This is a genomic window from Thauera sp. SDU_THAU2 (assembly GCF_038260575.1).
In the GTDB taxonomy this organism is placed as follows: Bacteria; Pseudomonadota; Gammaproteobacteria; order Burkholderiales; family Rhodocyclaceae; genus Thauera.
The window spans coordinates 992,704-1,015,826 of the sequence record NZ_JBBWUN010000003.1; the positions used below are offsets into that span (position 1 = coordinate 992,704).

A 23,123-nucleotide genomic window follows, 5' to 3' on the forward strand; every position below is an offset into this window, starting at 1 on the left:
CGTCATGCCGCGCGGTGGCGTTGTGCGGGGCGTGCGGCGAGCGAGGCGCCGCGCAGTTGCAGCACCTCGGCGGCGATGGCGATGGCGATGACTTCGGGCTCCTTGCCGGCGAGGCCGGGGGCGCCGATCGGGCAGTGCAGGCGGGCGATCGCTTGTTCGCCGTAGCCGCGTGCGCGCAGGCGCTGCTCGAAGCTGGTCCGCTTGCTCTGCGAGCCGATCAGGCCGCAGAAGCGGAAGTCGTTGCGGTCGAGAATGGCGCGCACCAGGTCGAAATCCAGCGCGTGGCTGTGGGTCAGCACCAGGAAGATCGCATCGGCCGGCGCTGTGCGGACTTCGGTTTCGGGGGCGTCGGTGCAGCACACTTCGATATTGTCCGCGACCGTGGCGGGGAACTCCTCTTCGCGGGGATCGACCCAGCGCACCCGCATCGGCAGGCGGCCGAAGACTTCGGCCAGGGCGCGGCCGACGTGGCCGGCGCCGAACAGCACGACCTGAAGCTCCGGCGGCAGGCTGACGTCGAGCAGCGTTTCGGCGCGGCCAACGGTTTCGCCCGCCAGCAGCGCGGCGCTGTCGGCAGTGCCGGCGAGCAGGCTGCGGGCGCGCTCGGTGAGCCGTGCATCGCCGAGCAGCTCGGCTGATTCTTCGCCGAACACACGGATGCTGCCATCGGTCAGGGAGACGAGGCGGCCCCAGGGGCGCCCTGCGGCAGCGCGTGTCCGCGCTGCTTCGACCCAATCGCGCTGGGCTGCGCCGACCGGTTCGAAGGTTAGCTGCATCACGCCGCCGCAGCACTGGCCGACGCTGGCGCCGAGCGGAAAGCGCACCAGGCTGGGCAACTCGGCGCCGTCGGTCAGGAGCTGGCGGGCGAGGGCGATCGCACGCAGTTCGAGCTGGCCGCCGCCGATGGTGCCGTGGCAGGCATCGGCGCAAACGAGCATGCGGGTGCCGGGTGCGCGCGGGGTCGAGCCACGGGTGGCGGCCACCGTCACCAGCACGGCCGGGACGCCGTCGGCCACCCACTGTGCGAGCCGTTCGATCCAGGGTCTCATGGCTGGCGCTCCTTGCTGCAGGCTGCCTGCACCGCCTCGACCGCGTCGAGAATCGCCTCGGGCGTTGCCGGTGCGCGCAGCGGCGGGTTCGTGCGGCCGTCGCCGGCTGCGGCGACGGCGTCGCGGATCGCCAGCAGCACCGAGAAGGGCAGCAGCAACGGCGGCTCGCCGACGGCCTTCGAGCGCAGGATGGTGTCTTCGTGGTTGCGGTTGTGGAACAGCCGGGTATGGAACTCGGCCGGGCAGTCGTGGGTGGCCGGGATCTTGTAGGTCGAGGGCGCGTGCGTCATCAACCGGCCGTCCTTGTTCCACCACAGTTCCTCGGTCGTCAGCCAGCCCATGCCCTGGATGAAAGCGCCTTCGACCTGGCCGATGTCGATCGCCGGGTTGATCGAGTTGCCGGCGTCGTGCAGCAGGTCGGCGCGCAGCAGTCGCCATTCGCCGGTCAGGGTGTCGACCAGCACTTCGGACACCGCGGCGCCGTAGGCGAAGTAGTAGAAGGGGCGGCCGGTCAGGGTGTTGCGGTCCCAGCTCAGCCCGGGTGTGGCGTAGAAGCCTTCCGACCACAGTTGCACGCGGGCCTGGTAGGCGAGCATCACCAGTTCGGCGAAGGGCAGCGTGGTGTCGCCGATTTCGACCCGGCCGTTGGTGAAACGCACCGCGCCGGCATCGGTATTCCCGCTACCGTATGTGTTCGCGGCGAACTCGGCCAGGCGCAGGCGGATGCGGCGGGCGGCATCCTCGGCCGCCTTGCCGTTGAGGTCGGCGCCGGTGGAGGCGGCGGTGGCCGAGGTGTTGGCGACCTTGCTGGTGTCGGCGGCGGTGGCGCGCACCTGCGCCAGCGGGATGCCGAGCTCGTTGGCGACGACCTGGCAGACCTTGGTGTTGAGGCCCTGGCCCATTTCTGTGCCGCCGTGGTTCACCAGCACCGAGCCGTCGGTGTAGATGTGCACCAGCGCGCCGGCCTGGTTGAAGTGGGCGACGTTGAAGGAGATGCCGAACTTCAGCGGCGTCAGCGCCAGGCCCTTCTTCAGCACCGGGCTGGCCGCGTTGAAGGCGGCGATCTCGCACCGGCGTTCGCGGTAGCTGCTGCCGGCTTCGAGTTCGGCCACCAGTTCGTGGATCACGTTGTCTTCGACGCGCTGGCCGTAGGGCGTGAGGTCGCGGCCGCCGCCTTCCTTGCCGTAGAAATTCAGCTTGCGCACGTCGAGCGGGTCGCGGCCGAGTTCGCGGGCGATGCTGTCGATGATGTACTCGATCGCGATCGCTCCCTGCGGCCCGCCGAAGCCGCGGAAGGCGGTGTTCGACTGGGTGTTGGTGCGGGCGCAGAGCGCGCGGATATCGACGTCGGACAGGTAGTAGGTATTGTCGAAGTGGCAGATCGCGCGCGTCGCCACCGGCCCCGACAGGTCGGCCGAGAAGCCGGCCCGCGCGGTCATCTCGATGCGGGCGGCGAGGATGCGGCCGTCGTCGTCGAAGCCGACTTCATAGTCGTAGTGGAAGTCGTGGCGCTTGCCGGTGATCATCATGTCGTCGTCGCGGTCGGGGCGCAGCTTGACCGGGCGGCGCAGGCGCCAGGCGGCGAGCGCGGCGACGCAGGCGAACAAGGCCGACTGCGATTCCTTGCCGCCGAAGCCGCCGCCCATGCGGCGCATCTCGACGACGACCTGGTTCGCCGCCAGGCCCAGCGCATGGCTGACGACGTGCTGCATCTCGGTCGGGTGCTGGGTCGAGCACCACAGGTGGATGCAGCCGTCCTCGCGTGGCGCAGCATACGAGATCTGGCCTTCGAGGTAGAACTGCTCCTGGCCGCCGACCTGCCACTTGCCGGCGAGCCGGTGCGGCGCGGTCGCGAGGCGGGCGGCGGGTTCGCCGCGCACCAGCTGCATCGGCGGCAGCACGAGACTGTTCTGCTGCGTTGCCTGCAGCGGATCGAGCACGGCAGGCAGGGGCTCGTAGACCACTTCGGCGCGGCGGGCGGCGCGGCGCGCGAGTTCGTGAGTCTGTGCGATCACGGCGAAGATCGGCTGGCCGACGTAGTGCACGACGCCGTCGGCAAGGATGGGATCGTCGTGGATGATCGGCCCGCAGTCGTTGCTGCCGGGAATGTCGGCGGCGGTGAGCACCGCGATCACGCCCGGCATGACCCGCACGGCGTCGAGGCCGAGCGAGACGATGCGCGCATGAGCCTGGGTCGACAGGCCGAGCGCGGCATGGGCGGTGCCGGCGAGTTCGCGGATGTCGTCCACGTAGGTGGCTTCGCCGCTGACGTGAAGGTGGGCGGATTCGTGCGGGTGGCCGTGGTGCGCGGCCGGGACGGCGTGCGCTTCCTGGGGGAGAGTTTCGGCTTTCATCGGACGGCCTCAGGGCTGGGCGGCGAATGTGTCGAAGGCGGCGAACACGCGCGTCTGCTGCGTGTCGAGCGGTGCTTCGGCGCGGGTCTCGAGGTGGAAGCGGCGCAGCAGGTTGGCGGCCGCGCGGCGGCGGTAGCCGGCGCTGGCGCGCAGGTCGCCGAGCGGTGCGTAGTCCTGGTCCAGCGCCTGCAGCGCGTCGGCCAGCGCGGCTTCGTCCCAGCACCGGCCTTCGAGCGCCGCCTCGGTGCGCGTCGCGCGCCGGGAGGTCGCCGCCATGCCGCCGAAGGCGATGCGCGGGTTGCGCACGATGCCGTCCTCGAGGTTCAGGGCGAAGGCCGCGCACACGGCCGAGATGTCGGAATCGAAGCGCTTCGACAGCTTCCAGCTGCGGAAGCGCAGCGCCGGTGCGCGCAAGGGCACTTCCACTGCCTCGACGATCTCGTCGGCGGCGAGGTCCTTCTTCATGTAGTCGAGGTAGAAGGCTTCGAGCGGCAGCGTGCGGCGGCCTTGCGTGCCGTGCAGCACGACGCGGGCGCCGAGGGCGATCAGCGCCGGCGCCGAATCGCCGATCGGCGAGCCGTTGGCGATGTTGCCGCCGAGCGTGCCGGCGTTGCGCACCGGCAGCGAGGCGAAGCGCTCCCACAGCTCCCCGAGTTCCGGATAGTGCCGGCACAGCGCGGCGTAGGCGTCGTTCAGCGACACTGCCGCGCCGATGCGCAGCATGCTGTCCTGTTCCGCGACATGCTGCAGTTCCCCGACCCGGCCGATATGGATCAGGTCGCCGACGTCGCGGAACTGCTTGTTCACCCACAGGCCGATGTCGGTACAGCCGGCGAGCAGGGTGGCCTCGGGCTTGCCGCTGCGCAGCGCGACGAGTTCGTCCAGCGTGCGGGGGGCGTGGAACCGATGCTCGCCGTCGGCATAGTCGAAGCCGGCGCTGCGGCGCAGCGCGAGCAGGGCGCTACGCAGGGCCTCGCGATCCAGGCTTTGCTCAGGTAGGTCGAACATGCGCTCGCCGGCTTCGATGATCGGCCGGTAGCCGGTGCAGCGGCACAGGTTGCCGGTCAGCTGGCTGCGGATGCGCGCGGCATCGGGACGTTCGCCGGCCGGTACGCAGTCGTTGTAGAGATCCCACAGCGACATCACGAAACCGGGCGTGCAGAAGCCGCATTGCGAACCGTGGCAGTCGACCATGGCCTGCTGCACCGGATGCAGGCTGCCGCCGGTCTGGCGGCGCAGGTACTCGACGGTGAACACGGCCTTGCCATCGAGTGCCGGCACGAACTGGATGCAGGCATTGAGGCTGTGCAGCCGCAGTTCATCGCTCTCGCCGGCCAGTTCGCCGATGACCACGGTACAGGCGCCGCAGTCGCCTTCGCCGCAGCCCTCCTTGGTGCCGGTCAGGCCGCCGTGGATGCGCAGCCAGCTCAGCAGGCTGGTGGTGGTGGCGATGCCGGCGGCCGCGACCGGCTCGCCATTGAGCAGAAAGCGGATTGCGTCTGCGCCCATTGTCTTCTCCAGTGTGGAGCATGTGTCATGCAGGTCGACCCGCCAGGGGCGGAAGCGGTTGCACTGTGCCATGCCTGTGTTCGTTGTCGGCGCCGGCGGGACATAGCGCGGCAGCGAGGCGATCTTGGTGATTGATTACATGATTGTCAACAATCTTGAGGAGGCGTCTGCCGGACACCCATGGACGCATCCCGGCGTGCATTCCGGGGTGGAAAGCACGCCGGGCCGCGGCTTGCGCGCCGCTTGCACGGAAGCGATGCAGGCTTGCGCCGGCGAAAGCGAAATGTGCGGAATCACGATCTCGTTATAATCCTTTCCCTTGTGCCGGCAAGGACAGCGGGAAGGCTGGCGCGCGCAGCAGGTGCGTGCAACGGACGCGCAGGAGGAGACGCGGTGAGCGAGGTCGAACGAGCGGGCAGTACGCGGGAAGGGGCGGCACGCCGGGCCGGCAAGGCGCCGTCGACCGAGGAGAGCCAGCGGGTGTTCGAATCCCTGCGCAATGCGGTGCTGGACCAGCGCCTGCCGCCGGGCCTGCAGCTCAAGGAGCAGGCGCTCGCCGATGCCTTCGGCGTGAATCGCGCGGTGGTCCGCCAGGCGCTCGCCCGGCTGGAGATCTATCGCCTGGTCACGCATGCGCCCAATCGCGGCGTGTTCGTCGCCCATCCGTCCGCGGCCGAGGGGCGCGACCTGTTCACTGCCCGCCGCTACATCGAGGCGGCCATCGCCGAACTGGCGGTCGAGCGCCTGAAGGAGGCCGACATCGCGCGCCTGCGTGCGCTGGTGCGGCAGGAGCGGCAGGCCTACGAGGCCCAGGATGTGCGCAAGGCGCTGCGTCTGTCGGTCGATTTCCATCTGCAACTCGCCGATGCCGTCGGCAATACCGTGCTGGCGTCCTTCCTCGACGAGATCGTCACCCGCATGCCGCTGGTCGTGCTCGCCCATCGCCGGGAATCGCCGCCCACCTGCATGCTCGACGACCACGAACGGATCCTCGATGCCATCGCGGCCGGCGACGCCGGCCGCGCCCGTGCGCTGATGATCGAGCACGTCGGCCATCTGGAGGGCAGGGTGTCGCTCGACCGCGCCATGCAGCAGGGCGATTCGGGGATCGCTCGCCTGCTGGGACTGGAGGAAGGCTGCAGTTCATGAAATGGGCTGCAGCCCCTATGTTCAGTGGTTCATATGTAAAACCTGATAAGTACTATCATGATTCCGGTATGGAAGGGGTGGGTGAGCGCTGCCTAGACTGCGCACGCTGTCGTTGCCAAAATTGTCAACAAACCGGTGGCGGCGGCCAAAGCATGTCCAGCAGGCCAGTGCAGCCGTAGCGGGCGTCCAGAAAACACGAACGAGAGCCGATGCGCGGTTGCCGCCGGCCCCGAGGAGACATTCATGCAATCCCAGACTTCGACCACGGCTGCTGAGGCGGGCTCTGCGCAAATCCCCCCGACAGCTGGCTGGAACGCCGTTTCCGGCTGGCCGAGCACGGCACCAACGTGCGCACCGAGCTGTTCGCCGGGCTGACGACCTTCATCACGATGGCCTACATCATCTTCGTCAATCCGATGATCATGGCTTCCGCCGGCATGGACCAGGGCGCGGCCTTCGTCGCCACCTGTGTCGGTGCCGCGCTGAGCTGCCTGCTGATGGGCTTCTACGCCAACTGGCCGGTCGGCTTGGCGCCGGGCATGGGGCTCAATGCCTTCTTCACCTATACCGTGGTCGGCGAGATGGGCTACAGCTGGGAAGTGGCGCTGGGGGCGGTATTCCTGTCCGGCGTGCTGTTCATGGTGATCAGCTTCACCGGCCTGCGCCAGTGGCTGCTCGACAGCATTCCGCGCAGCCTGCGCTTCGCGATGGGGGCGGGCGTCGGGCTGTTCCTCGGCCTGATCGGACTCAAGCTCGCCGGCATCGTCGTGCCCAACGAGGCCACGCTGGTGGCGATGGGCTCGATGCTGGAACTGCCCGCGGCGCTTGCCGGGCTGTGCTTCCTGATGATCGGTGTGCTGAGCCATTTCCGCCTGTTCGGCGCCATCCTGATCAGCATCCTGGCGGTCACCTTCATTGGCTGGGCCGCTGGCATCGTCGAATATGGCGGCCTGGTGTCGATGCCGCCCAGCCTGGCGCCGACCCTGCTGGCGATGGACGTGGCGGGCGCCTTCGACGTGGCGATGATCAGCGTCATTCTCGCCTTCTTGTTCGTGAACATGTTCGACACCGCCGGCACGCTGATGGGGGTGGCACACCGCGCCAAGCTGGAGAAGCCCGACGGCGGCATCGAGAACCTGCCCCAGGCGGTGAAGGCCGACAGTACCGCGAGCGTGCTGGGGGCCTTTTTCGGCTGCCCGCCGGTGACGAGCTACGTCGAGAGCTGCGCGGGCGTGGAGGCGGGCGGCCGCACCGGCCTGACCGCGATCGTCGTCGGCCTGCTGTTCCTGGCGGCGATGTTCTTCGCGCCGCTGGCCGGCATGATCCCGGGCTATGCCACTGCCGGGGCGCTGATCTACGTGGCGATGCTGATGAGCACCGGGCTGGCCCACATCGACTGGGAAGACTATACCGACACCATCCCGGCGATCGTCACCGCGGTGATGATGCCGCTGACCTTCTCGATCGCCAACGGCATCGCGCTCGGCTTCGTCTGCTACGTCGTGCTGAAGTTCTTCACCGGGCAGTTCGATCGCATCTCGCCCGCGCTGTACGTGCTGTTCGCGCTCTTCGTCGCCAAGTTTGTCTTCCTGTAAGGAAGCTCGATCGGCAGCTGAATCTCTCGTTCAGTCGCGTTCCGACCACATCACGCCGCCGGTCGCCCAGTTCTCGCGCTTGACGTCGGTCAGGATGATGTCGACCGCGCCGGGCTCGCATCCGAGCACGCGGCAGGTTTCCTTGGTCAGCGCCTCGACGAGTTCGCGCTTCTTTTCCGCGCTGCGGCCTTCGAACAGTTCGATGTGCATGGTGGGCATGATGTGCTCCTGCGGTGGGTTTGGACTGGGGAAATGCACCTTGTTCGGGACGCTCCGTACGGGGAATGCCTCGAACAGGAATGATGGCTTGGTGTTCAGCGTGCGAAGCCGGGGTCCGCACGCATCAGGCCGCGCAGCAGTGCCGGCCATTCCAGTTCGCCTTCGGGCTCGGGGTCGGCGGCGGTGAGCTGGGCGTGGGTGCGCGCCAGCACCTCGTCGGGCGGCATCGCCACCGCGCCGGCGGCCATTGCCGCGAGCTGGATGCGGCAGGCCTTGTCCAGCGTGTCCATCAGCACGAAGGCTTCGGCCACCGTGCGGCCGCAGGTCAGGGTGCCGTGGTTGCGCAGCATCATCGCGCGGTGCGTGCCGAGTTCGGCGATGAACTGTGCCTGCTCTTCGGCGCCGAAGGTCAGGCCCTGGTAGTCGTGATAGCCGATGTCGCCCCAGAAGCGCATCGCGTGCTGGGACAGCGGCAGCAGCCCGTCGCGCAGCGCAGAGACGGCGATGCCGGCGTCGGTGTGCAGGTGGATCACGCAGTGGGCGTCGGCGCGGGCGCGATGCACCGCGCCGTGGATGGCGAAGCCGCTCGGGTTGGCGCTGCGGCCGCTGCCGTCGGTGACGCGGCCTTCGAGGTCGATCGTCAGCAGGCTGGAAGCGGTGATCTCGTCGAAGGTCTGGCCGAAGGCGTTGATCAGGAAAACATCGCCGCGCCCCGGCAGGCGCAGCGAGATGTGAGTGTAGATGAGGTCGGACCAGCCTCTTGCGGCGGCGAGCCGGTAGCAGGCGGCAAGATCGACGCGGGCGCGCCACTCTTCGGTGCTGAAGCCCTCGGGGCATTCGGCATACGGGCTCCCGTCATATGGGCTCCCGTCATATGGGCATGCGGCATAGGCGTCGAGATCATCCATGGCGTCGGCTCCGTTTGCCTGCCTGGGTCTGCAGGCGCTGAATATCAGGGGTTCCGGTCGGCGATGACGCCGTGGCATTCGAGCTGGATCTCGTCGCAGTTGTGTCCTTGTCCCTTGCGGTCGATGACGATGAAGTCGCAGACGCCGTCGAGTGCGAGCAGCGGGTGGTGCCATACGCCGGTGGCGTAGTTGACGCCCTGGTCGTGGCGGGCGAGGAAGATCTTGAGGTCCTCGACGGCAGGCGCTTGACCGGCCGGGGCGACGACGACGAGGTAGGGCTTGCCGGACATCGGGATGAAGGCCTGGGAGGCGAGCGGATGACGCTCCATCATCTGGACGGTGAAGGGCAGGCTGCGGGGTTGACCGCGGAAGATGGAGACGATGACGCGGCCGTCGGCTCCGGGCTCGACGTTGGCGAGGTCGTGGTAGCGCTCGGTGTTGCCGGCGTTGATGGTGAAATGCTGGACCGCGTCACAGGCCTCGATGACGTCGCCGAAAGGGGCGAAAGCCTCGCGGGTGAGGGGCTGGACCTGGAGCGGGAAAGCTGTAGGTTCGGACATGGGGCGTGCTCGCGGTGAAGGGGAAGGGGAAAAAACCGCCCCCGGGCGGGGGCGGGAAGGAGGATCTTACTTGGCTTCGGGTTTTCCCCACAGTCGCAGTCGTGAGACGCCGCCGTCGGGGAAGATGTTGAAGCGGACGTGGGTGATGGTCCCGAGCCTGGCGACCTGCTCGGTGAAGGTATGGATCGCATCCATCTCGAGCTTCTGCTCGGGCAGCAGGGTCTGCCAGAACATGGACTGGGTGGTGATGGAGCGGTCGGTACCGCCGGTGACATAAGCGGCCTGGACCGAGCAGCGGTCGGGGTAGTTGCCCTTGAAGAAGGCGGTATCGACCTCGATCTTCTCGACGGTGCCGGGCGCGCCCAGCTCGAGCACGCACCAGTCGTTGCCGGGCTCGCGGCGGCGGCGGGTCTCCCAGCCGTCGCCCATGTTCATGCCGCGGCCGGGCAGCAGCAGGGCGGCGGCGGACGAACCGAAGCTGGCATCGTTCCAGGACACGGCACGGCCGCCGTTCTCCATCGCCACCAGATCGACCAGTTCGCCGGCGGCGGCGGAGAGCGAGCCGACCGGCCGGCCATAGACGCGCAGGCGGGCGATGCCGCCGTCCGGATACATGTTCACCCGCAGGTGGGTCCAGGCCTCGGCGCTGGCGCACTCGAGGATGTGGTGGCTGTTGGGGCCGCAAGGGGTGGCGGGCAGGATCTCGGTCCAGTTGGCGGCCTCGAGGGTTTCGGCGTCGTCGGAATCGGAGACGCAGGCCTCGATGGAGACGGCGGGCGGGTAATTGCCGGTGAAGTGGGAGGTGTCGATGTCGAAGCCGCGGATGAGGCCCTTGACGCCGAGCCGGACGATGGCCCAGTCGTGGCCGGCGACGCGCTTGCGGCGGGACTCCCAGCCGTCCATCCACTTGCCGTTGGTGTCGAACTTGCCGGGGACGAACTGTGCGGGTTCGGGGTTGAGCATGCGTGAGACTTCGGCGAAGAAGTCGTCGGAGGTGGCGATCGCCTTGGCGCCGAGGCGCGGGTTGGCGAGATCGACCGAGCGCAGGGCCCAGTCGGGCAGTTCGGCGGGGGCGGCGAAGACGGGGGCGCCGGGGGTATGGCTGGCCATGTGAGACTCCTTTGGATTCAGCGGGTTGTGCGGGTTCCGCCCGGCTGCGTCGAGGCAGGGGCGGCTTCCGCGTGGGTATTATTTGGGCTGGTAGGGGTGTTTCTCGATCCAGTGCCGGGCGACATCGACGCGCCGGCAGACCCAGACGCGGTCGTGCTTCTCGATGTGGTCGAGGAAACGCTGCAGGGCCTTGAAGCGCCCCGGCCGTCCGAGCAGGCGGCAGTGCATGCCGATGCTCATCATGGCCGGTCGCTCCTCGCCTTCGGCATACATCACGTCGAAGGCGTCGCGCAGGTACTCGAAGAACTCGTCGCCGTGCGAGAAGCCCTGGGGCAGGGCGAAGCGCATGTCGTTGGTGTCGAGGGTGTAGGGCACGACGAGGTGGGGCACGGTGTCGCCGTCGGTCTTCTGTACTTCGGTCCAGAACGGCAGGTCGTCGCCGTAGTAGTCCGAGTCGTACAGGAAGCCGCCGTAGTCGGCGACCAGTCGTCGGGTGTTGGGCGAGTCGCGTCCGGTGTACCAGCCCAGTGCGCGCTCGCCGGTCAGGCGCTCGATGATCTCCATGCCGATGCGCATGTGCTCGCGCTCGATCTCTTCGGGGGTGTTCTGGTAGTGGATCCAGCGCCAGCCGTGGCAGGCGATCTCGTGGCCGAGTTCCTTGAAGGCGGCGGTGAGTTCGGGGTGGCGCTCGAGCGCCATGGACACGCCGAAGATGGTCATGGGCAGTCCGCGGCGCTCGAACTCGCGCAGGAAGCGCCAGACGCCGACGCGCGAGCCGTACTCGTAGATGCCTTCCATGGAGAGGTGGCGTTCGGGGTAGCTGGCGGCGTTGAAGAGTTCGGAGAGGAACTGCTCGCTGCCGGGGTCGCCGTGCAGGACGCAGTTCTCGCCGCCTTCCTCGTAGTTGAGGACGAACTGGACGGCGATGCGGGCGCGGCCGGGCCAGTCGGCATGCGGCGGATTCTTGCCGTAGCCGATCAGGTCGCGCGGGTAGGGTGTAATGATTTGCGAAGTCATCGGAAAACCTCCTTCAGCCGGTGGTCAGCCCTGGGCTGCGAACAGTGCGTCCAGGCGGAAACGGGCAATTTTGCCGATTTCCTTCAGGCAGGTGCGGAATTCGGTGTCGCGGTCGTTGGCCAGGCGGGCTTCGACGCCGTCCATGATCTGGTAGCGGCTCAGGCCCTTGACCGCGATCACGAAGGGAAAGCCGAAGCGTTCGCGGTAGGCCTTGTTCAGGTCGCGCAGGCGCTGCAGTTCTTCCTTGCTGCACTGGTCCAGGCCGGCACCGCGCTGTTCGCCGGTCGAGGCGGTGGTCAGCGTGCCTTCCTCGGCTTCCTTGCCCGCCAGTTCCGGGTGGGCGCAGATCAGTGCGAGCTGTTCGGACTGGGCGGCGTTATCCACCACCAGGCACATCGCGGCGTGCAGCGCATCGACGCTGGTGAAGGGGCCGGCGCTCCAGGCGCGCTCGGCGATCCAGGGCGAGTGTTCGAAGATGCCGTCGAGGCGGGCGACGAAGGCGTCCTGCGGCAGGCGGGACAGTTCGGCCAGTGCGGCGGTCGTGTCGGTCGCCGGCGAGGAGGTGTGGGTAGTCATTTGTCTCTTCCCTCGTGGGATTCGGTATGGAATGCCGGTTCGCGCGCGGGCGGCGGCCCGCGGCGCCGGGCGTTCTCAGTCGGAGGTGGATGCGCCCTGGGCGTGCCAGATGGCGACGGCTTCGCGTTCCTGGTCGGTGATGCCGGTCAGATTGCCGAGCGGCATGTAGCCGCTGGCGATGGTTTCGGCGATCTTGGCCGCGTGCTGGCGGATCTGCTCCGGTGTCTCCAGCGCAATCCCCTTGGGCGCCTGCACGAAACCGTCGTAGCTGGGCTTCTCGGCGTGACAGGTCACGCAGCGCTGGGTCATCACGTCGCGGATGGTGGAGAAGCTCACCTTGTCGCCGCTGGCATCGACCGGCTTCGGTGCCATCAGCACGATCAGCAGCAGGATCAGCGCGGCGCCGGCAGCGGGCAGCCACCATTTGACCTGGCCGCGGTGGCGCAGCACGAAGAACTGGCGGATCAGCACGCCGGCAACCATCAGCACGCCGAGGATCAGCCAGCCGTTGGGGTTGGCATAGGTCATCGGGTAGTGGTTGCTGATCATGATGAACAGCACCGGCAGGGTGAAGTAGGTGTTATGCACCGAGCGCTGCTTGCCGACGATGCCGGGCTTGGGGTCGACCGGCTCGCCGTTGCGGATCTGCTCGACCATCTTCTTCTGCCCCGGAATGATGTGGAAGAAGACGTTGGCCGCCATCATCGTGCCGATCATCGCACCGACGTGGATGTAGGCGCCGCGGGCCGAGAACACCTGGTGCAGCACGTAGTTGGCGACCATCACGAAGACGAACACGATCGCCACCAGCAGGCCGTCCTTGCCGACCATGTTGCGGCACAGGACGTCGTAGAAGACCCAGCCGACGACGAGGAAGGCGATCGAGATGCCGATGGCGGCAGCGGGGGAAAGCGCCATCACGTTGCTGTCGATCAGGTAGCTGGAGGCACCGATCCAGTACACGATGGCCAGCATGCCCATGCCGGACAGCCAGGTGCTGTAGGCCTCCCACTTCGACCAGTGCAGGTCGTTGCTGAGCGGTTCGTGCTTGGGGCCGGTGAGGTACTTCTGGCTGTGGTAGAAACCACCGCCGTGCACCGCCCAGAGTTCGCCGAACACGCCGCGCTTGGTGGCTTCCGGGTCCTTCGGCGGCTTCAGCGCGTTGTCCAGCATGACGAAGTAGAAGGATGCGCCGATCCAGGCGATGCCTGCGATCAGGTGTACCCAGCGGACCAGCAGGTTGGCCCAGTCGAGCAGGTAGGCTTCCATGATCTCGTGTCTCTATGTAGTGGTTATTGGGGCGGCGATCGATCAGGGAAGGCTCAGCTGCCGCGATAGGTGGAGTAGCTCCACGGCGACACCAGCAGCGGCACGTGGTAGTGCGCGCCGGTGTCGGCGATGCCGAAGCGCAGCGCGACTTCGTCGACGAACAGCGGTTCGGGCAGGTTCTGGCCCTGGGCGCGGAAATAGTCGCCGGCGCCGAAGACGATTTCGTATTTGCCGGCTTCGAGGGCCGTGCCTTCGAGTAGCGGCTGGTCACAGCGGCCGTCGTGGTTGGTGACCGTGCGCGCCACTTCGCGGCGTTCGCCGTCGAGGCGATAGACGATGACGGAAATGCCCTGGCCGGGTTTGCCGTTGGCGGTGTCGAGTACGTGAGTGGTGAGGCGTCCCATGCTGTTGCTCCTGGTAGTGTCCGGTGGAGAAGGATGAAATCGGTATGTTCGGCTACCGGTTTCGGGGGATCGTGTGAGGCGCAGTGTAAGCCCGGCCTTTCTTAACAAAACACATATGCCTTTATAAGTGATATACCCTCTCGCTTATAAATGGACGAGGAGACCCACCATGAGCCTGAGACGTGGCGACGACCCGCTCGATACCTACCTGTTGCGCATCTTCGTGCTGCTGATCACCGAGCGCAGCGTGTCGCGCACCGCCTTGCGCATGAACCAGTCGCAGCCCGCCGTCAGCGCGGCGCTGAAGCGCCTGCGCGACATCCTGGGCGACCCGCTGCTGGTGCGCGAGAAAGGCGGCATGGTGCCGACCGAGCGCGCGCTGGCGCTGATGTCGCATGCCAAGGGGGCGCTGGCGGAGATCGACCGCATGGTCGATGCGCCGGAATCCTTCGAGCCGCACAGCACGCGCCACGAGTTCCGCATCGGTTCGCCCGACTATCTGGCGCCGGTGTTCGTCGCCAGCGTGGCCGAGCGCTTTCGCCGCGAGGCGCCGCAGGCGCGGCTGACGCTGCATGCGCTGGGGCCGAACTTCGATTTCGAGCGTTCGCTGGCCGAGGGCGACCTGGACGTCGTGATCGGCAACTGGCCCGAGCCGCCGCACCGCATGCACCTGTCGATGCTGCTCGAGGACGAGATCGTCTGCCTGGTGGCGGCCAGCCATCCGCTGGTGCGCAAGGGCATGACGACCGAGGACTACATGCGCGCCGCCCACGTAGTGCCGATGCCGTACTCGATCAGCCAGCGCGGCGTGATCGACAGCGTGCTGGCGTCGATGCGCATCAACCGCGACGAGCGCGTGGTGGTGCAGTCCTTCACCGCCGCGCCCTATCTGCTGCAGAACACCGACCTGGTATTCACCACCACCCGGCACTTCGCCCAGTTCTACGCCGACCTGCTGAAGCTTGCGATCGTGCCGTCGCCGATTTCCTTTCCGCCGATGCGCTTCTACCAGTTGTGGCACGAGCGCAACCACCATTCGACCGGCCACCGCTGGCTGCGCCGGCTGTTGTCCGACTGCGGCCGGCGCATCGTGCTGCCGTCGGCGTAGGACGGCACACGGGGAGCGGGCCGTGCGGCGCGCTCCCCGTGGAGATGGCGAGGATGGATGCGCTCAGCGGTCGATCGGCACCAGGATCACCGGCACGTCCGCCTTCATCGTCACCTTGTGGGCGACCGAGCCCAGCAGCAGCTCGCCGATCGTGCTGTGGCCGCGCGAGCCCATGATGATCATGTCCGCCAGCACGTGCTTGGAGACGTCGAGGATGCGGCGCGAGGCGTCGCCTTCGAGCGCACGCACGCTGGCCAGCACGCTCTTGACGTCGAGATCAGGGTTGGCTTCGGCGAACACGTCGATGCGGTGGCGCAGCAGCGCCTCGGCCTTCTTGTGGCCGGCCAGCTTGATTTCGTCCATCTTCTCTTCGCTGAGGAATTCCTCGTAGGGCAGGCTGGACGAGGGCAGCGTCACGGTGACGGCATGCAGCTTGGCGTTGAATTTCATCGCCAGGCCGACGGCATGGCGGAAAACCGCGGGCGAGCGCGGGGTGAGGTCGGAGGCGTAAAGGATCGAACGGATTTCGTAGCTCATGCGAGTCTCCCGATTTGATGTTGTCCGGCCCTTGCGCGCCGCTGCCGAGGCAGGCAGCCATGGCAGCGGATGGCCGATTGGTGTGCTGGATCGAAGTGTAGTGGTGCCGGGGCCCGCTCCGCCATGCCGCGTTTGATAGCGCTTATACGCGAAAGCTGATGTTCAGCTGCGGGGCCGGTAATGCACGTGGCGGGTGCTGTGCGGATGCCCGTGCGGGTGCGTGTGGCCGTGATCCGAGGCGCTGACCTCGACACCGATCAGGTTCAGGCTGCCGTGGCGCACGCCGCTTTCGGCCATGATCGACTCGGCGAAGCGGCGCACCGCGGCGCTCGGCCCGCGCAGGATGGCGCATTCGATGCAGTCGTCGTGGTCGAGATGGGCGTGCAGCGTGGACACCGTGAGGTCGTGGTGCGCGTGCTGCAGCCGGGTCAGCCGTTCGGCGAGTGCGCGCTCGTGGTGCCGGTACAGGTAGCTCAGCGTCGCCACGCATTCGCCGCCGGTTTCGTCGCGCAGGCGGGTCGATTCCAGCTCGCGGCGCAGCAGGTCGCGCATCGCCTCCGAGCGGCTGCTGTAGCCGCGCTCGGCGATCAGCGCGTCGAAGGCGCTGGCCAGTTCCTTGTCCAGCGAAATGGTGATCCGTTCCATCGGTTTCTCCCGGTCGTCGATGTGCGGCCGTACGCTCGGTGCCGCCTTCAGCTGTCGAGCGCAGGCGCAGCGAGGGCGATGCGCCGGGTCGCGAGCGCCGCGACCAGGGTTTCGTCATGCGAAGCGACGATCATCGGCAGCCCGCTGTCGGCCAGGACAGCGGTGATGCGGGCCGCGCTGACAGTATCGAGTGCGGCCGTGGGTTCGTCCAGCAGCAGCACGCGCGGCTGCATCGCCAGCACGCCGGCCAGTGCGGCCAGGCGCTGCTGGCCGCCGGACAACTCGTGTACCGGCCGCTGCGCCAGCCCGGCGATGCCGACGCGCAGCAGCGCTTGCCGAGCCCGGGCACGGGCCGCGGCGGCGTCCAGGCCCTGGTTCAGCGGGCCGAATTCGGCGTCCTCGATCACCGTCGGGCCGAACAACTGGTCGTTGCTGTCCTGGAACAGCATGCCCAGCGGCCCGCGCAGCGGCGCGAAGTCGCGCTCGCGGCGGCAGTCGCGGCCGAGCAGGCGGATGCTGCCGGCAGCGGCCGGCACGAAGCCGAGCAGGGCCTGCAGCAGCGTGGATTTGCCCGCACCGCAAGGGCCGAGCACGAACAGGCGCTCGTCCTCGTGCAGATCGAGGTCCAGGTGGTCGAGCACACTGCGGCCGCGGCGCGCCACCGTCAGGCCGCGCACTTCGATCAGGGCTGTGGCAGCCGATGCCGGGCCGGTGCCGGTGGCGCGCGCGTTCATGTACGGAAGCCACGCGCGCGCATCGCGACTTCGACGCGCTCGGCGCGCAGCATGGCCTGCACCAGCAGCAGCGCCACCAGTTGGGCGCAGACCTGCAGCGTGCGGCGGTTCATGCCCGGACGGAAGCCGCGCGCGCGCATCGCGCGCTCGATCCGCCGCCGGCTGTCGGCGAGCAGGCCGAAGTAGCGCACCATCAGCGTCAGCAGTCGCGCCATGCGGGCCGGCAGGCCGAGCCCGGCGGCGGCGCGGCCGATGGCGAAGGCATCGAGGCCGTCGAGCAGCCCCAGGCAGCACAGCGCGATCGCGTTGGTGCGCAGCGAGATCTGCAGCGCAAGCTCCTGTCCGGCGGCGGAGGCGGTGACGCCCTCGGCGCCGAACTGCCAGGGCAGGCTCAGCCACAGCATCGCGACGAAGCCATTGACCGCCAGCAGCCGGCGCAACAGGCGCCCGCGCCCGCTGCTACGCCACAGCGCCGCCGCCATCACCATCGCGCCGAATGCGACCGCAGCCATCAGCCAGGCGTGGCTGGACAGCAGGGAAACGACCAGGCTGGCGCCGATCGCGGCGGCCAGCCGCAGGCGCGGCCAGCGGGGTGCTGCGGCCATCGGCAGGCCGTTCATGGCCGCACCGGTGCCAGCGACTGCGGCATCATGCGCAGCAGCGCGGCGACGGTGAAGGCACCGATGACCGCGTCCACCGCCATCACCGGCAGGTGGGCGAGGCTGAACAGCACGATCAGTTCGCCGAAGGCTCGGCCGCCGGACAGCGCCAGCATGCCGCCGATCATCAGCACCGCGCCGCCGATGCCGATCACGCCGCAGGCCGCGCCGGCCAGCATCGCTCGAGCGTGCGTCGTTTCGGCGCCGAGGCGGCTGCGCAGCAGGTAGTGGGCAAGGACACCGGGCAGGGCGACCGCCAGCAGGTTGGCGCCGAGCACGGCGAAGCCGCCGAAGGAGAACAGTGCCGCCTGCAGCAGCAATGCCACGCACAGCACCGGGAACACCGCCCAGCCCAGCAGCAGGCCGGCCAGGCCGTTGAGCACCAGATGCACGCTGCCGGGACCGACCGGCACGTGGATCGTGCTGGCGACGAAGAAGGCCGCGCCGAGCAGCGCCGCCAGCGGCAGCTTGTCCTCGCGCAGGCTGCGCAGGCCCAGCGCCACGCCGGCCGCCGACAGGGCGGCGCCGGTGATCAGCAGTGGTGCGTTCAGGACGCCATCTGCCAGGTGCATCAGGCCCTCCGCCGCGCCATGAACCAGGCGCTCAGCCCGGCCAGGCCGAGGATGTAGCCGATGCCGCCGAGGATGTCCTGCAGGCGGATGCGCTGCTCCAGGCGGACGATGTCCTCGCGCAGCAGGCGTAATGCGTCGGCGTCGGCCGTCCCGCCGGCGGCCACGCGCACGGCTTCGGCTTCGCTGCGGTGGCCTTCGTCGCCTTCGACGACGACCCGGTAGCGCGGCAGCGGCGGCACGGCGATGCGGAAGCGCCCGTCGGCGCCGCTGCTGCCCTGGGTCAGCGTGGCGCCGGTGGCGGGGTCGAGGACGTCGACGAACAGGCCGGCGGCGGCGCTCTGGTCCGAGTAGCGGGCCTGGCCGACCACCGCGTCGTTTTCGGCATGGGCGCTGACCCACAGGCCGTGGGCGAGCGCCGGACCGTTGGCAGCAAGCAGGCTAGTGCCAAGCAGGAAGGCGCGAAGAGCGGCAGATACGCCCCTCATCGCTGCGGCTCCGCGTCGAAGCCGAGCAGATACTCGATCGACAGCGTGGTGTAGCGCGGGTCGCCTTCGACCTCGCTGCGCTGTCCCGCCCAGATGCGGTTGAACCCGGCCTGCGGCACGATCGTGGCGAAGCCGTCGGCATCGCTGACGGCGCCGGGGCCGCCTTCCTCGCCGGCGGCGACGCTGATGCCGGCTGCCGGTTTGCCGTCGATCAGCACGCGCAGCTTCAGCGGCACGCCGGCGCGCGGCGCGGCGGCATCGGCCGGCACCAGCTCGAAGGGCTGACCCCAGGCGCGGGTTGCAGCCCTGCTTCCCCGGTCCCAGCTCGAAATGGTCTTGTGGTACTTCAGCGCGCGCACGCCGCTGACGGCGCCGGGCACTTCGTTCATCGGCTTCTTGATGCTGCGCCCAGCTTCCGCCCGGCTCCAGATGCCGTTGTCGAAGCTCAGCAGCAGCACCGCGGCATCGCCCTCGACGCGCACCCGCACGCCGTCGCCGGTTTCGCTGCGCACGACCGGCAGCGTGCCGCCGTCGGCAGCGAACGCATCCAGCGGACCGACCTTGCTCGCGGCATAGGCTTCGGTCCTGCCTTCATGGCCGCCGAAGACGACACGGTACTGCCCGGCGGCGGTTTCAGCTTCGAGCCAGACGGTGTGGGCCGAGGCGCTGGCGCAGGCTGCGATCAGCAGGGTGGCGAGAAGACTGCGGGCGGGGAATGCGTGGGTTTTCGTGCTCATGGTGTGTGTCCTTGGAAATCGAGTTGCACGCCGATGCGCTTGAAATTGCCGTAAAGCACCGAGATGGGGCTCTTGCGCACCATCATGGTGCGAAGTTCGAGCGGCACGATTGCGTCCACCGGTAATTTCGCGCGCGATGGCGGGGTCGAGGGCGAGGCCGGCGGCGGGCAGGGCGGCGCGCGGTTTCATGCATGGCGCGCAGGCTGGAAGGGAATGGGGCATCGAGCTTCGTTCACTGAAGGGGGAGCGGGTTCATGTATGAAGTTCTCGATGAATCTTCATAAGGATTGCTCCGAAGCAACCCTCATGCCAGCCCATTCGGCCAACTCCGTCGCTCGAAACCGGTCACGGCCGGTTTGCCCGCCGGGATGAACTGCTGCGTCGACCCGGGCCGCACCGCTTTCCGACCCCGCTGGACGGGATGGCCGGCTTCGCTGCGGCTGATGGAACAACTGGCGCCCGCTCGCCGCGGCCGTGAGAAATGCACGCATGCAGGCTCGCTGGTGCGTGATACATTGAAAAAACCAAATGAAATATTATGAAAAGCTAGGAGACGGAGTCGTTTCTTTATGGTGCAAGTGAGGTCCTATGTCTCTGCGGGCGAGACAACCGCAGACGTGCTGTCGGAGCTTTCGGCGGCAATGGAAAGTGCGCCGATAGAGCCTGACTTTCTCTGTGTCTTCTATGGCTGCATGCATGACGACGAGGCGATCCTGGCCTTCGTGCGCGACCGCTTTCCCGATGCCGCCATCCTCGGCGGTACCTCGTGCGGCGGAGTCATGAGCGAGGACGGCCTGGGGGGCGAGCGATCCATCGGGCTGCTGCTGGTCGAGGACCCGGATGGCGATTACGGGACGGCTGCCGTCCGGCTGCAGGGCAATGCCGCCGACTGCGCCGAGCAGGCGCTCCACGATGCGCTCGCCGCGGCAGGCTGCGCCGGAGAGCTGCCGGAGCTGATATGGGTCTACCAGGCGCCGGGGCAGGAAGAGGCCGTGCTCGACGGCCTTCGCCGCGTGGTCGGCGATCGCTGCCCGATCGTCGGCGGCAGTGCGGCGGATGAGGATGTCGCCGGCAAGTGGCGCCAGCTCGGTCCCACGGGCCTGATGAGCGACGGCCTGGTGGTCGGTGTGCTGTTCTCGTCCGGCGGCATCGGCTTCGCCTTTCAGAGCGGCTACGAGCCCAGCGGCGAGAGCGGGATCGTGACGCAGGTGGATGGCGGCGCCGATGAGTGCGTTACCGGCGCCAGCGCCCGGGGGCGCCGGATCGTCGGCATCGACGGGGAGCCGGCCGCCGAGGTCTACAATCGCTGGCTCGGCGGCGCGCTGGCCCGGAAGATCGCCAGCGGCGGCAACATCATGATCGACACGGCGATGTCTCCGGTCGGCGTCGAAGTCGGGAAGATCGGCGGCATTCCCCACTATCTCCTGATCCATCCGAACCGGATTCTGGCCGATGGGAGCCTGGCGACCTTTGCCACGATCGAGGAGGGAGCGCGGCTCTTCGGCATGCGGGGCAACAGGCCGAACCTCGTCGAGCGGGCGGGCAAGGTCGCCGCCGCGGCGGCATCGATGCTGCCGGGCGGGCCGGCCAGCCTCGCCGGCGGCCTGGTCATCTATTGCGCGGGCTGCATGCTCGCCGTGGGCAACGAGATGCCGAAGGTGTCGCGCGCGGTTTCGGCGAGCCTCGACGGCGCGCCTTTCCTGGGTTGTTTCACTTTCGGCGAGCAGGGCAGCATCCTCGGCAGGAATGCCCATGGCAATCTGATGATCTCGGCCATTGCCTTCGGAAAATGAGAGCGACGGTGACTGAAGATTCGGAGGGTTTGCGGGAAACGCTGGTCGACATGCGCAGGGAGCTGGACATGCTGCGCATCGAGACCACGCATGCCAAGCTGCTGCTGAGCGCGCTGGAGGCGATGCTCGGCGCGAACGGCGACGACGACCCGTTCAATGGCGTCTTCACCGCGCTGATGCAGGTCTTCGAATACGCCCATGCGATCGTCCTCGTCGAGCCGGGCGATGGGGGCGAACAGCTGGAGTGCATCGCATCGAGCCATCAAATGGCGATCGGTTCGCTCTGGCCTGCCGGCAAGCTGTTCCGGAAGGCGCTCTCCGGACGCATCATTTCCACCGTGCCGGGCGTCGGCGCCGATGCCTGGCCGGCAGAGCTGGCGCCGGAAATCTCGTGCGGCCAGCCGGCGCTGTATTTTCCCCTGGCGGTGCGCGGCAGCCGCGGCCTGATGATCCTGTTGCGCAGGCTCGACCAGGCCGGCTTCGACCGCTCGCACGTCGCGCTCGCGCGCAAGTTCTCGCTGCTGGCCTCGCATGCCTTCGCCGCCCGTCAGGCCAGTCTGAGCAAGGCGGAGAGCCGTCGCCTGAAGGATTTGACCGAGGAGCTGGAGGCAAGCCAGGAAGCGCTGCGTTTCCGCGCCAACCACGACCAGCTCACGGGATTGCCGAACCGCGCCTACGTCCGCGAACTCGTCGATCAGATGATCGGACGCAAGCAATGGAGCGGGGCCGGCTGCGAAGCGGACCCGGGCAGCGGCGCGAACCAGTTGGCGCTGGCCTTCATCGATCTCGACGAGTTCAAGCGGGTCAACGACATGCACGGCCACGTCGCGGGAGACGTGCTGCTGCAGGAGATCGCCCGCCGCGTGCAGGCCGAGATCAGGCGCGGCGACGTCTTCGGCCGTATCAGCGGCGACGAGTTCGTCATCGTGCTCGACCCGGCAGGCGAGCAGAGCGGCGTTGCCCGGATCGTCGAGCGGATCCTTGAACGCATCAGGCAGCCCCTGTCGGTCGAGGGGGCGCAGATCAAGCCGTCGGCATCGATCGGGATCGCGTTCTATCCGGAACACGGCCGGGACTACGAGACGCTGCGGCGCCATGCCGACCTGGCCATGTACCAGGCCAAGACCTCGACCAAGGGCCGCGTGTCCTTCTTCACCCGCGACCTGGGGCGCGAGGTCGACGATCGGCTCGTTCTCGAGCAGCGTGTCAAGGAAGCCGTCGCCGCCGGCGAATTCCGCTGCGCGCTGCAGCAGAAGATCAACATCCGGACCGGGTGCGTCGTGGGCTTCGAAGCGCTGGCGCGCTGGGTCGATGCCGCGGGTGTCGTGTACAGTCCAGGCCATTTCCTGCCGACCGCTTCCCGGCTCGGCCTGCTGGACGAAATCTCGGCGCTGGTGATGGAGGACCTGCTGCAGAACCTGCCGGCGCTCGACGCCGGATTCGGGCCGGCGATCAGGTACAGCATCAACGTCTCGCCAGCGCAGACGACGAGTGTTCCGTTCATGCAGAAGCTGCTCCGGCGCCTGTCGGAATCGGGCCGGGCAGGGCGTTTCATCCTGGAGCTGACGGAAGAATCCTTCGCTGCGACCGGCCCCTTCCAGACCCACGTGCTGCCCGCGCTGCGCAATGCCGGCGTGGCCATTTCGATCGACGATTTCGGCACCGGCTATTCGTCCCTGGCAAAGCTGGCGGAGCTGACCGTCGACGAACTGAAGCTCGACCGTTCGCTGGTGTCGTCGATCCATCGGCGGCCGCGCAACCAGATCGTTCTGCGCGCGGTCGAGTCGCTCGGCGCGGCGCTGAACATGTCGATCGTCGCCGAAGGGATCGAGACCGACGAAGAAAACCGCTATCTGCTGGAGCAGACCTGCATCGCCATCGGCCAGGGTTTCCTGCACCACAGGCCGCAACTGCTCGCCGATCTGCTCGGCCGCTGAGCCCAGCGCCTCCTGCGCCCGGCCTGCTTCCACTGCCGCATCGACGCCTTCGCTCACGCTTCGGGCGGACGCTGGCCCGCTCGGCCGGGCGGCGGCAGCGACCGGCTGCCGAGCACGGTCGGAGCGTGATTGCAAGGATGTATCTGACATTCCGTGGCTTGATATCAAAAATGACAATGATTATTATTTCGTAATGT

At 68.0% G+C, this 23,123-nt stretch carries 25 protein-coding genes; 6 read left to right on the forward strand and 19 right to left on the reverse strand.

The genetic code is table 11. From position 1 onward, the window contains the following. Positions 1 to 2 precede the first annotated feature (2 nt). Genes xdhC through xdhA form a run of 3 tightly spaced genes read right to left on the reverse strand, consistent with a single transcriptional unit; the run spans position 3 to position 4,912 of the window. Positions 3 to 1,049, reverse strand: coding sequence for a xanthine dehydrogenase accessory protein XdhC (gene xdhC, locus AAFL97_RS05780; protein ID WP_341644105.1), 1,047 nt, complete (start codon positions 1,047 to 1,049; stop codon positions 3 to 5). Next, entirely contained in the window at positions 1,046 to 3,403 is a 2,358-nt protein-coding gene (gene xdhB, locus AAFL97_RS05785) for a xanthine dehydrogenase molybdopterin binding subunit (RefSeq protein ID WP_341644106.1), read from the reverse strand. The genes xdhC and xdhB overlap by 4 nt, the downstream gene beginning before the upstream one ends. Positions 3,404 to 3,412: 9 nt before the next feature. Continuing rightward, a complete protein-coding gene (gene xdhA, locus AAFL97_RS05790) occupies positions 3,413 to 4,912 on the reverse strand; it encodes a xanthine dehydrogenase small subunit (RefSeq protein ID WP_341644107.1) in 1,500 nt (499 codons plus the stop codon). 127 nt (positions 4,913 to 5,039) lie between these two features. On the opposite strand from xdhA, the gene AAFL97_RS05795 reads away from it, so the two are divergent. From AAFL97_RS05795 to AAFL97_RS05805, 3 genes are all read left to right on the forward strand, one after another. Continuing rightward, entirely contained in the window at positions 5,040 to 5,222 is a 183-nt protein-coding gene (locus tag AAFL97_RS05795) for a hypothetical protein (protein WP_341644108.1), read from the forward strand. An 83-nt stretch (positions 5,223 to 5,305) separates the two neighbouring features. Beyond that, positions 5,306 to 6,061, forward strand: a complete 756-nt coding sequence (locus AAFL97_RS05800) for a GntR family transcriptional regulator (protein ID WP_341644109.1) — start codon at positions 5,306 to 5,308, stop codon at positions 6,059 to 6,061. A 347-nt stretch (positions 6,062 to 6,408) separates the two neighbouring features. Further along, complete coding sequence (locus AAFL97_RS05805; RefSeq protein ID WP_341644110.1) at positions 6,409 to 7,656, forward strand: NCS2 family permease; 1,248 nt, start codon at positions 6,409 to 6,411, stop codon at positions 7,654 to 7,656. A gap of 30 nt (positions 7,657 to 7,686) precedes the next feature. On the opposite strand, the gene AAFL97_RS05810 is transcribed toward AAFL97_RS05805, so the two are convergent. The 8 genes from AAFL97_RS05810 to uraH all read right to left on the reverse strand — a co-directional run bounded on the left by AAFL97_RS05810 (position 7,687) and on the right by uraH (position 13,719). Beyond that, on the reverse strand, positions 7,687 to 7,875 hold the full coding sequence (locus AAFL97_RS05810) for a 4-oxalocrotonate tautomerase (RefSeq protein WP_341644111.1): 189 nt from the start codon (positions 7,873 to 7,875) through the stop codon (positions 7,687 to 7,689). A gap of 95 nt (positions 7,876 to 7,970) precedes the next feature. Next, positions 7,971 to 8,783, reverse strand: coding sequence for a class II aldolase/adducin family protein (locus AAFL97_RS05815; RefSeq protein WP_341644112.1), 813 nt, complete (start codon positions 8,781 to 8,783; stop codon positions 7,971 to 7,973). Between the two features lie 44 nt (positions 8,784 to 8,827). Then, positions 8,828 to 9,343 (reverse strand): ureidoglycolate lyase, encoded by a 516-nt coding sequence (locus tag AAFL97_RS05820; RefSeq protein ID WP_341644113.1) that lies wholly within the window; start codon positions 9,341 to 9,343, stop codon positions 8,828 to 8,830. A 66-nt stretch (positions 9,344 to 9,409) separates the two neighbouring features. After that, positions 9,410 to 10,453, reverse strand: coding sequence for an allantoicase (alc, locus tag AAFL97_RS05825; RefSeq protein ID WP_341644114.1), 1,044 nt, complete (start codon positions 10,451 to 10,453; stop codon positions 9,410 to 9,412). Positions 10,454 to 10,531: 78 nt separating this feature from the next. Then, positions 10,532 to 11,470 carry an allantoinase PuuE gene (gene puuE / locus AAFL97_RS05830; protein ID WP_341644115.1) on the reverse strand — a complete coding sequence of 313 codons (939 nt, stop codon included), beginning with the start codon at positions 11,468 to 11,470 and terminating at the stop codon, positions 10,532 to 10,534. Between the two features lie 24 nt (positions 11,471 to 11,494). After that, positions 11,495 to 12,046 (reverse strand): 2-oxo-4-hydroxy-4-carboxy-5-ureidoimidazoline decarboxylase, encoded by a 552-nt coding sequence (gene uraD / locus AAFL97_RS05835; RefSeq protein ID WP_341644116.1) that lies wholly within the window; start codon positions 12,044 to 12,046, stop codon positions 11,495 to 11,497. A 75-nt stretch (positions 12,047 to 12,121) separates the two neighbouring features. After that, entirely contained in the window at positions 12,122 to 13,315 is a 1,194-nt protein-coding gene (locus AAFL97_RS05840) for a urate hydroxylase PuuD (protein ID WP_341644117.1), read from the reverse strand. A gap of 53 nt (positions 13,316 to 13,368) precedes the next feature. Then, complete coding sequence (gene uraH, locus AAFL97_RS05845; RefSeq protein WP_341644118.1) at positions 13,369 to 13,719, reverse strand: hydroxyisourate hydrolase; 351 nt, start codon at positions 13,717 to 13,719, stop codon at positions 13,369 to 13,371. A 169-nt stretch (positions 13,720 to 13,888) separates the two neighbouring features. Between uraH and AAFL97_RS05850 the strand changes: the two genes are divergently transcribed. Beyond that, a complete protein-coding gene (locus AAFL97_RS05850; protein ID WP_068638672.1) occupies positions 13,889 to 14,827 on the forward strand; it encodes a LysR family transcriptional regulator in 939 nt (312 codons plus the stop codon). 63 nt (positions 14,828 to 14,890) lie between these two features. Here the strand turns inward: AAFL97_RS05850 and AAFL97_RS05855 are convergent, their stop codons facing one another. From AAFL97_RS05855 to AAFL97_RS05890, 8 genes are all read right to left on the reverse strand, one after another. Continuing rightward, positions 14,891 to 15,364, reverse strand: a complete 474-nt coding sequence (locus AAFL97_RS05855) for a universal stress protein (RefSeq protein WP_263462740.1) — start codon at positions 15,362 to 15,364, stop codon at positions 14,891 to 14,893. A gap of 162 nt (positions 15,365 to 15,526) precedes the next feature. Beyond that, positions 15,527 to 16,009: a nickel-responsive transcriptional regulator NikR gene (nikR, locus tag AAFL97_RS05860; protein WP_341644119.1), complete on the reverse strand. Its 483-nt coding sequence runs from the start codon at positions 16,007 to 16,009 to the stop codon at positions 15,527 to 15,529. A 47-nt stretch (positions 16,010 to 16,056) separates the two neighbouring features. After that, entirely contained in the window at positions 16,057 to 16,743 is a 687-nt protein-coding gene (locus AAFL97_RS05865; protein WP_341644120.1) for an energy-coupling factor ABC transporter ATP-binding protein, read from the reverse strand. After that, the gene (locus tag AAFL97_RS05870) at positions 16,740 to 17,363 is read right to left on the reverse strand and encodes an energy-coupling factor transporter transmembrane component T family protein (protein WP_341644121.1); all 624 of its coding nucleotides are present in this window, start codon (positions 17,361 to 17,363) and stop codon (positions 16,740 to 16,742) included. The genes AAFL97_RS05865 and AAFL97_RS05870 overlap by 4 nt, the downstream gene beginning before the upstream one ends. Beyond that, positions 17,360 to 17,974, reverse strand: a complete 615-nt coding sequence (gene cbiM / locus AAFL97_RS05875; RefSeq protein ID WP_341644122.1) for a cobalt transporter CbiM — start codon at positions 17,972 to 17,974, stop codon at positions 17,360 to 17,362. The genes AAFL97_RS05870 and cbiM overlap by 4 nt, the downstream gene beginning before the upstream one ends. Beyond that, positions 17,974 to 18,459: a hypothetical protein gene (locus AAFL97_RS05880; protein WP_341644123.1), complete on the reverse strand. Its 486-nt coding sequence runs from the start codon at positions 18,457 to 18,459 to the stop codon at positions 17,974 to 17,976. Before AAFL97_RS05880 ends, cbiM begins: the two co-directional genes overlap by 1 nt. Next, positions 18,456 to 19,196: a DUF4198 domain-containing protein gene (locus AAFL97_RS05885; RefSeq protein ID WP_341644124.1), complete on the reverse strand. Its 741-nt coding sequence runs from the start codon at positions 19,194 to 19,196 to the stop codon at positions 18,456 to 18,458. Before AAFL97_RS05885 ends, AAFL97_RS05880 begins: the two co-directional genes overlap by 4 nt. After that, positions 19,193 to 19,315, reverse strand: coding sequence for a hypothetical protein (locus AAFL97_RS05890; protein ID WP_341644125.1), 123 nt, complete (start codon positions 19,313 to 19,315; stop codon positions 19,193 to 19,195). The genes AAFL97_RS05885 and AAFL97_RS05890 overlap by 4 nt, the downstream gene beginning before the upstream one ends. A gap of 498 nt (positions 19,316 to 19,813) precedes the next feature. On the opposite strand from AAFL97_RS05890, the gene AAFL97_RS05895 reads away from it, so the two are divergent. Next, positions 19,814 to 20,989 carry an FIST signal transduction protein gene (locus tag AAFL97_RS05895; RefSeq protein WP_341644126.1) on the forward strand — a complete coding sequence of 392 codons (1,176 nt, stop codon included), beginning with the start codon at positions 19,814 to 19,816 and terminating at the stop codon, positions 20,987 to 20,989. 8 nt (positions 20,990 to 20,997) lie between these two features. Next, a complete protein-coding gene (locus AAFL97_RS05900; protein ID WP_341644127.1) occupies positions 20,998 to 22,926 on the forward strand; it encodes a putative bifunctional diguanylate cyclase/phosphodiesterase in 1,929 nt (642 codons plus the stop codon). Positions 22,927 to 23,123 lie beyond the last annotated feature (197 nt).

Bases quoted from the DNA above. Each gene is read 5' to 3' on its own strand.
- AAFL97_RS05855 (WP_263462740.1), bottom strand. From the start codon at position 15,364: ATGAGCTACGAAATCCGTTCGATCCTTTACGCCTCCGACCTCACCCCG.
- xdhA (WP_341644107.1), bottom strand. From the start codon at position 4,912: ATGGGCGCAGACGCAATCCGCTTTCTGCTCAATGGCGAGCCGGTCGCG.
- AAFL97_RS05850 (WP_068638672.1), top strand. From the start codon at position 13,889: ATGAGCCTGAGACGTGGCGACGACCCGCTCGATACCTACCTGTTGCGC.
- puuE (WP_341644115.1), bottom strand. From the start codon at position 11,470: ATGACTTCGCAAATCATTACACCCTACCCGCGCGACCTGATCGGCTAC.
- AAFL97_RS05880 (WP_341644123.1), bottom strand. From the start codon at position 18,459: ATGAGGGGCGTATCTGCCGCTCTTCGCGCCTTCCTGCTTGGCACTAGC.
- alc (WP_341644114.1), bottom strand. From the start codon at position 10,453: ATGGCCAGCCATACCCCCGGCGCCCCCGTCTTCGCCGCCCCCGCCGAA.
- AAFL97_RS05865 (WP_341644120.1), bottom strand. From the start codon at position 16,743: ATGAACGCGCGCGCCACCGGCACCGGCCCGGCATCGGCTGCCACAGCC.
- AAFL97_RS05840 (WP_341644117.1), bottom strand. From the start codon at position 13,315: ATGGAAGCCTACCTGCTCGACTGGGCCAACCTGCTGGTCCGCTGGGTA.
- AAFL97_RS05820 (WP_341644113.1), bottom strand. From the start codon at position 9,343: ATGTCCGAACCTACAGCTTTCCCGCTCCAGGTCCAGCCCCTCACCCGC.
- nikR (WP_341644119.1), bottom strand. From the start codon at position 16,009: ATGGAACGGATCACCATTTCGCTGGACAAGGAACTGGCCAGCGCCTTC.
- uraH (WP_341644118.1), bottom strand. From the start codon at position 13,719: ATGGGACGCCTCACCACTCACGTACTCGACACCGCCAACGGCAAACCC.
- AAFL97_RS05810 (WP_341644111.1), bottom strand. From the start codon at position 7,875: ATGCCCACCATGCACATCGAACTGTTCGAAGGCCGCAGCGCGGAAAAG.
- cbiM (WP_341644122.1), bottom strand. From the start codon at position 17,974: ATGCACCTGGCAGATGGCGTCCTGAACGCACCACTGCTGATCACCGGC.
- AAFL97_RS05815 (WP_341644112.1), bottom strand. From the start codon at position 8,783: ATGGATGATCTCGACGCCTATGCCGCATGCCCATATGACGGGAGCCCA.
- uraD (WP_341644116.1), bottom strand. From the start codon at position 12,046: ATGACTACCCACACCTCCTCGCCGGCGACCGACACGACCGCCGCACTG.
- xdhC (WP_341644105.1), bottom strand. From the start codon at position 1,049: ATGAGACCCTGGATCGAACGGCTCGCACAGTGGGTGGCCGACGGCGTC.
- AAFL97_RS05885 (WP_341644124.1), bottom strand. From the start codon at position 19,196: ATGAGCACGAAAACCCACGCATTCCCCGCCCGCAGTCTTCTCGCCACC.
- AAFL97_RS05870 (WP_341644121.1), bottom strand. From the start codon at position 17,363: ATGAACGGCCTGCCGATGGCCGCAGCACCCCGCTGGCCGCGCCTGCGG.
- xdhB (WP_341644106.1), bottom strand. From the start codon at position 3,403: ATGAAAGCCGAAACTCTCCCCCAGGAAGCGCACGCCGTCCCGGCCGCG.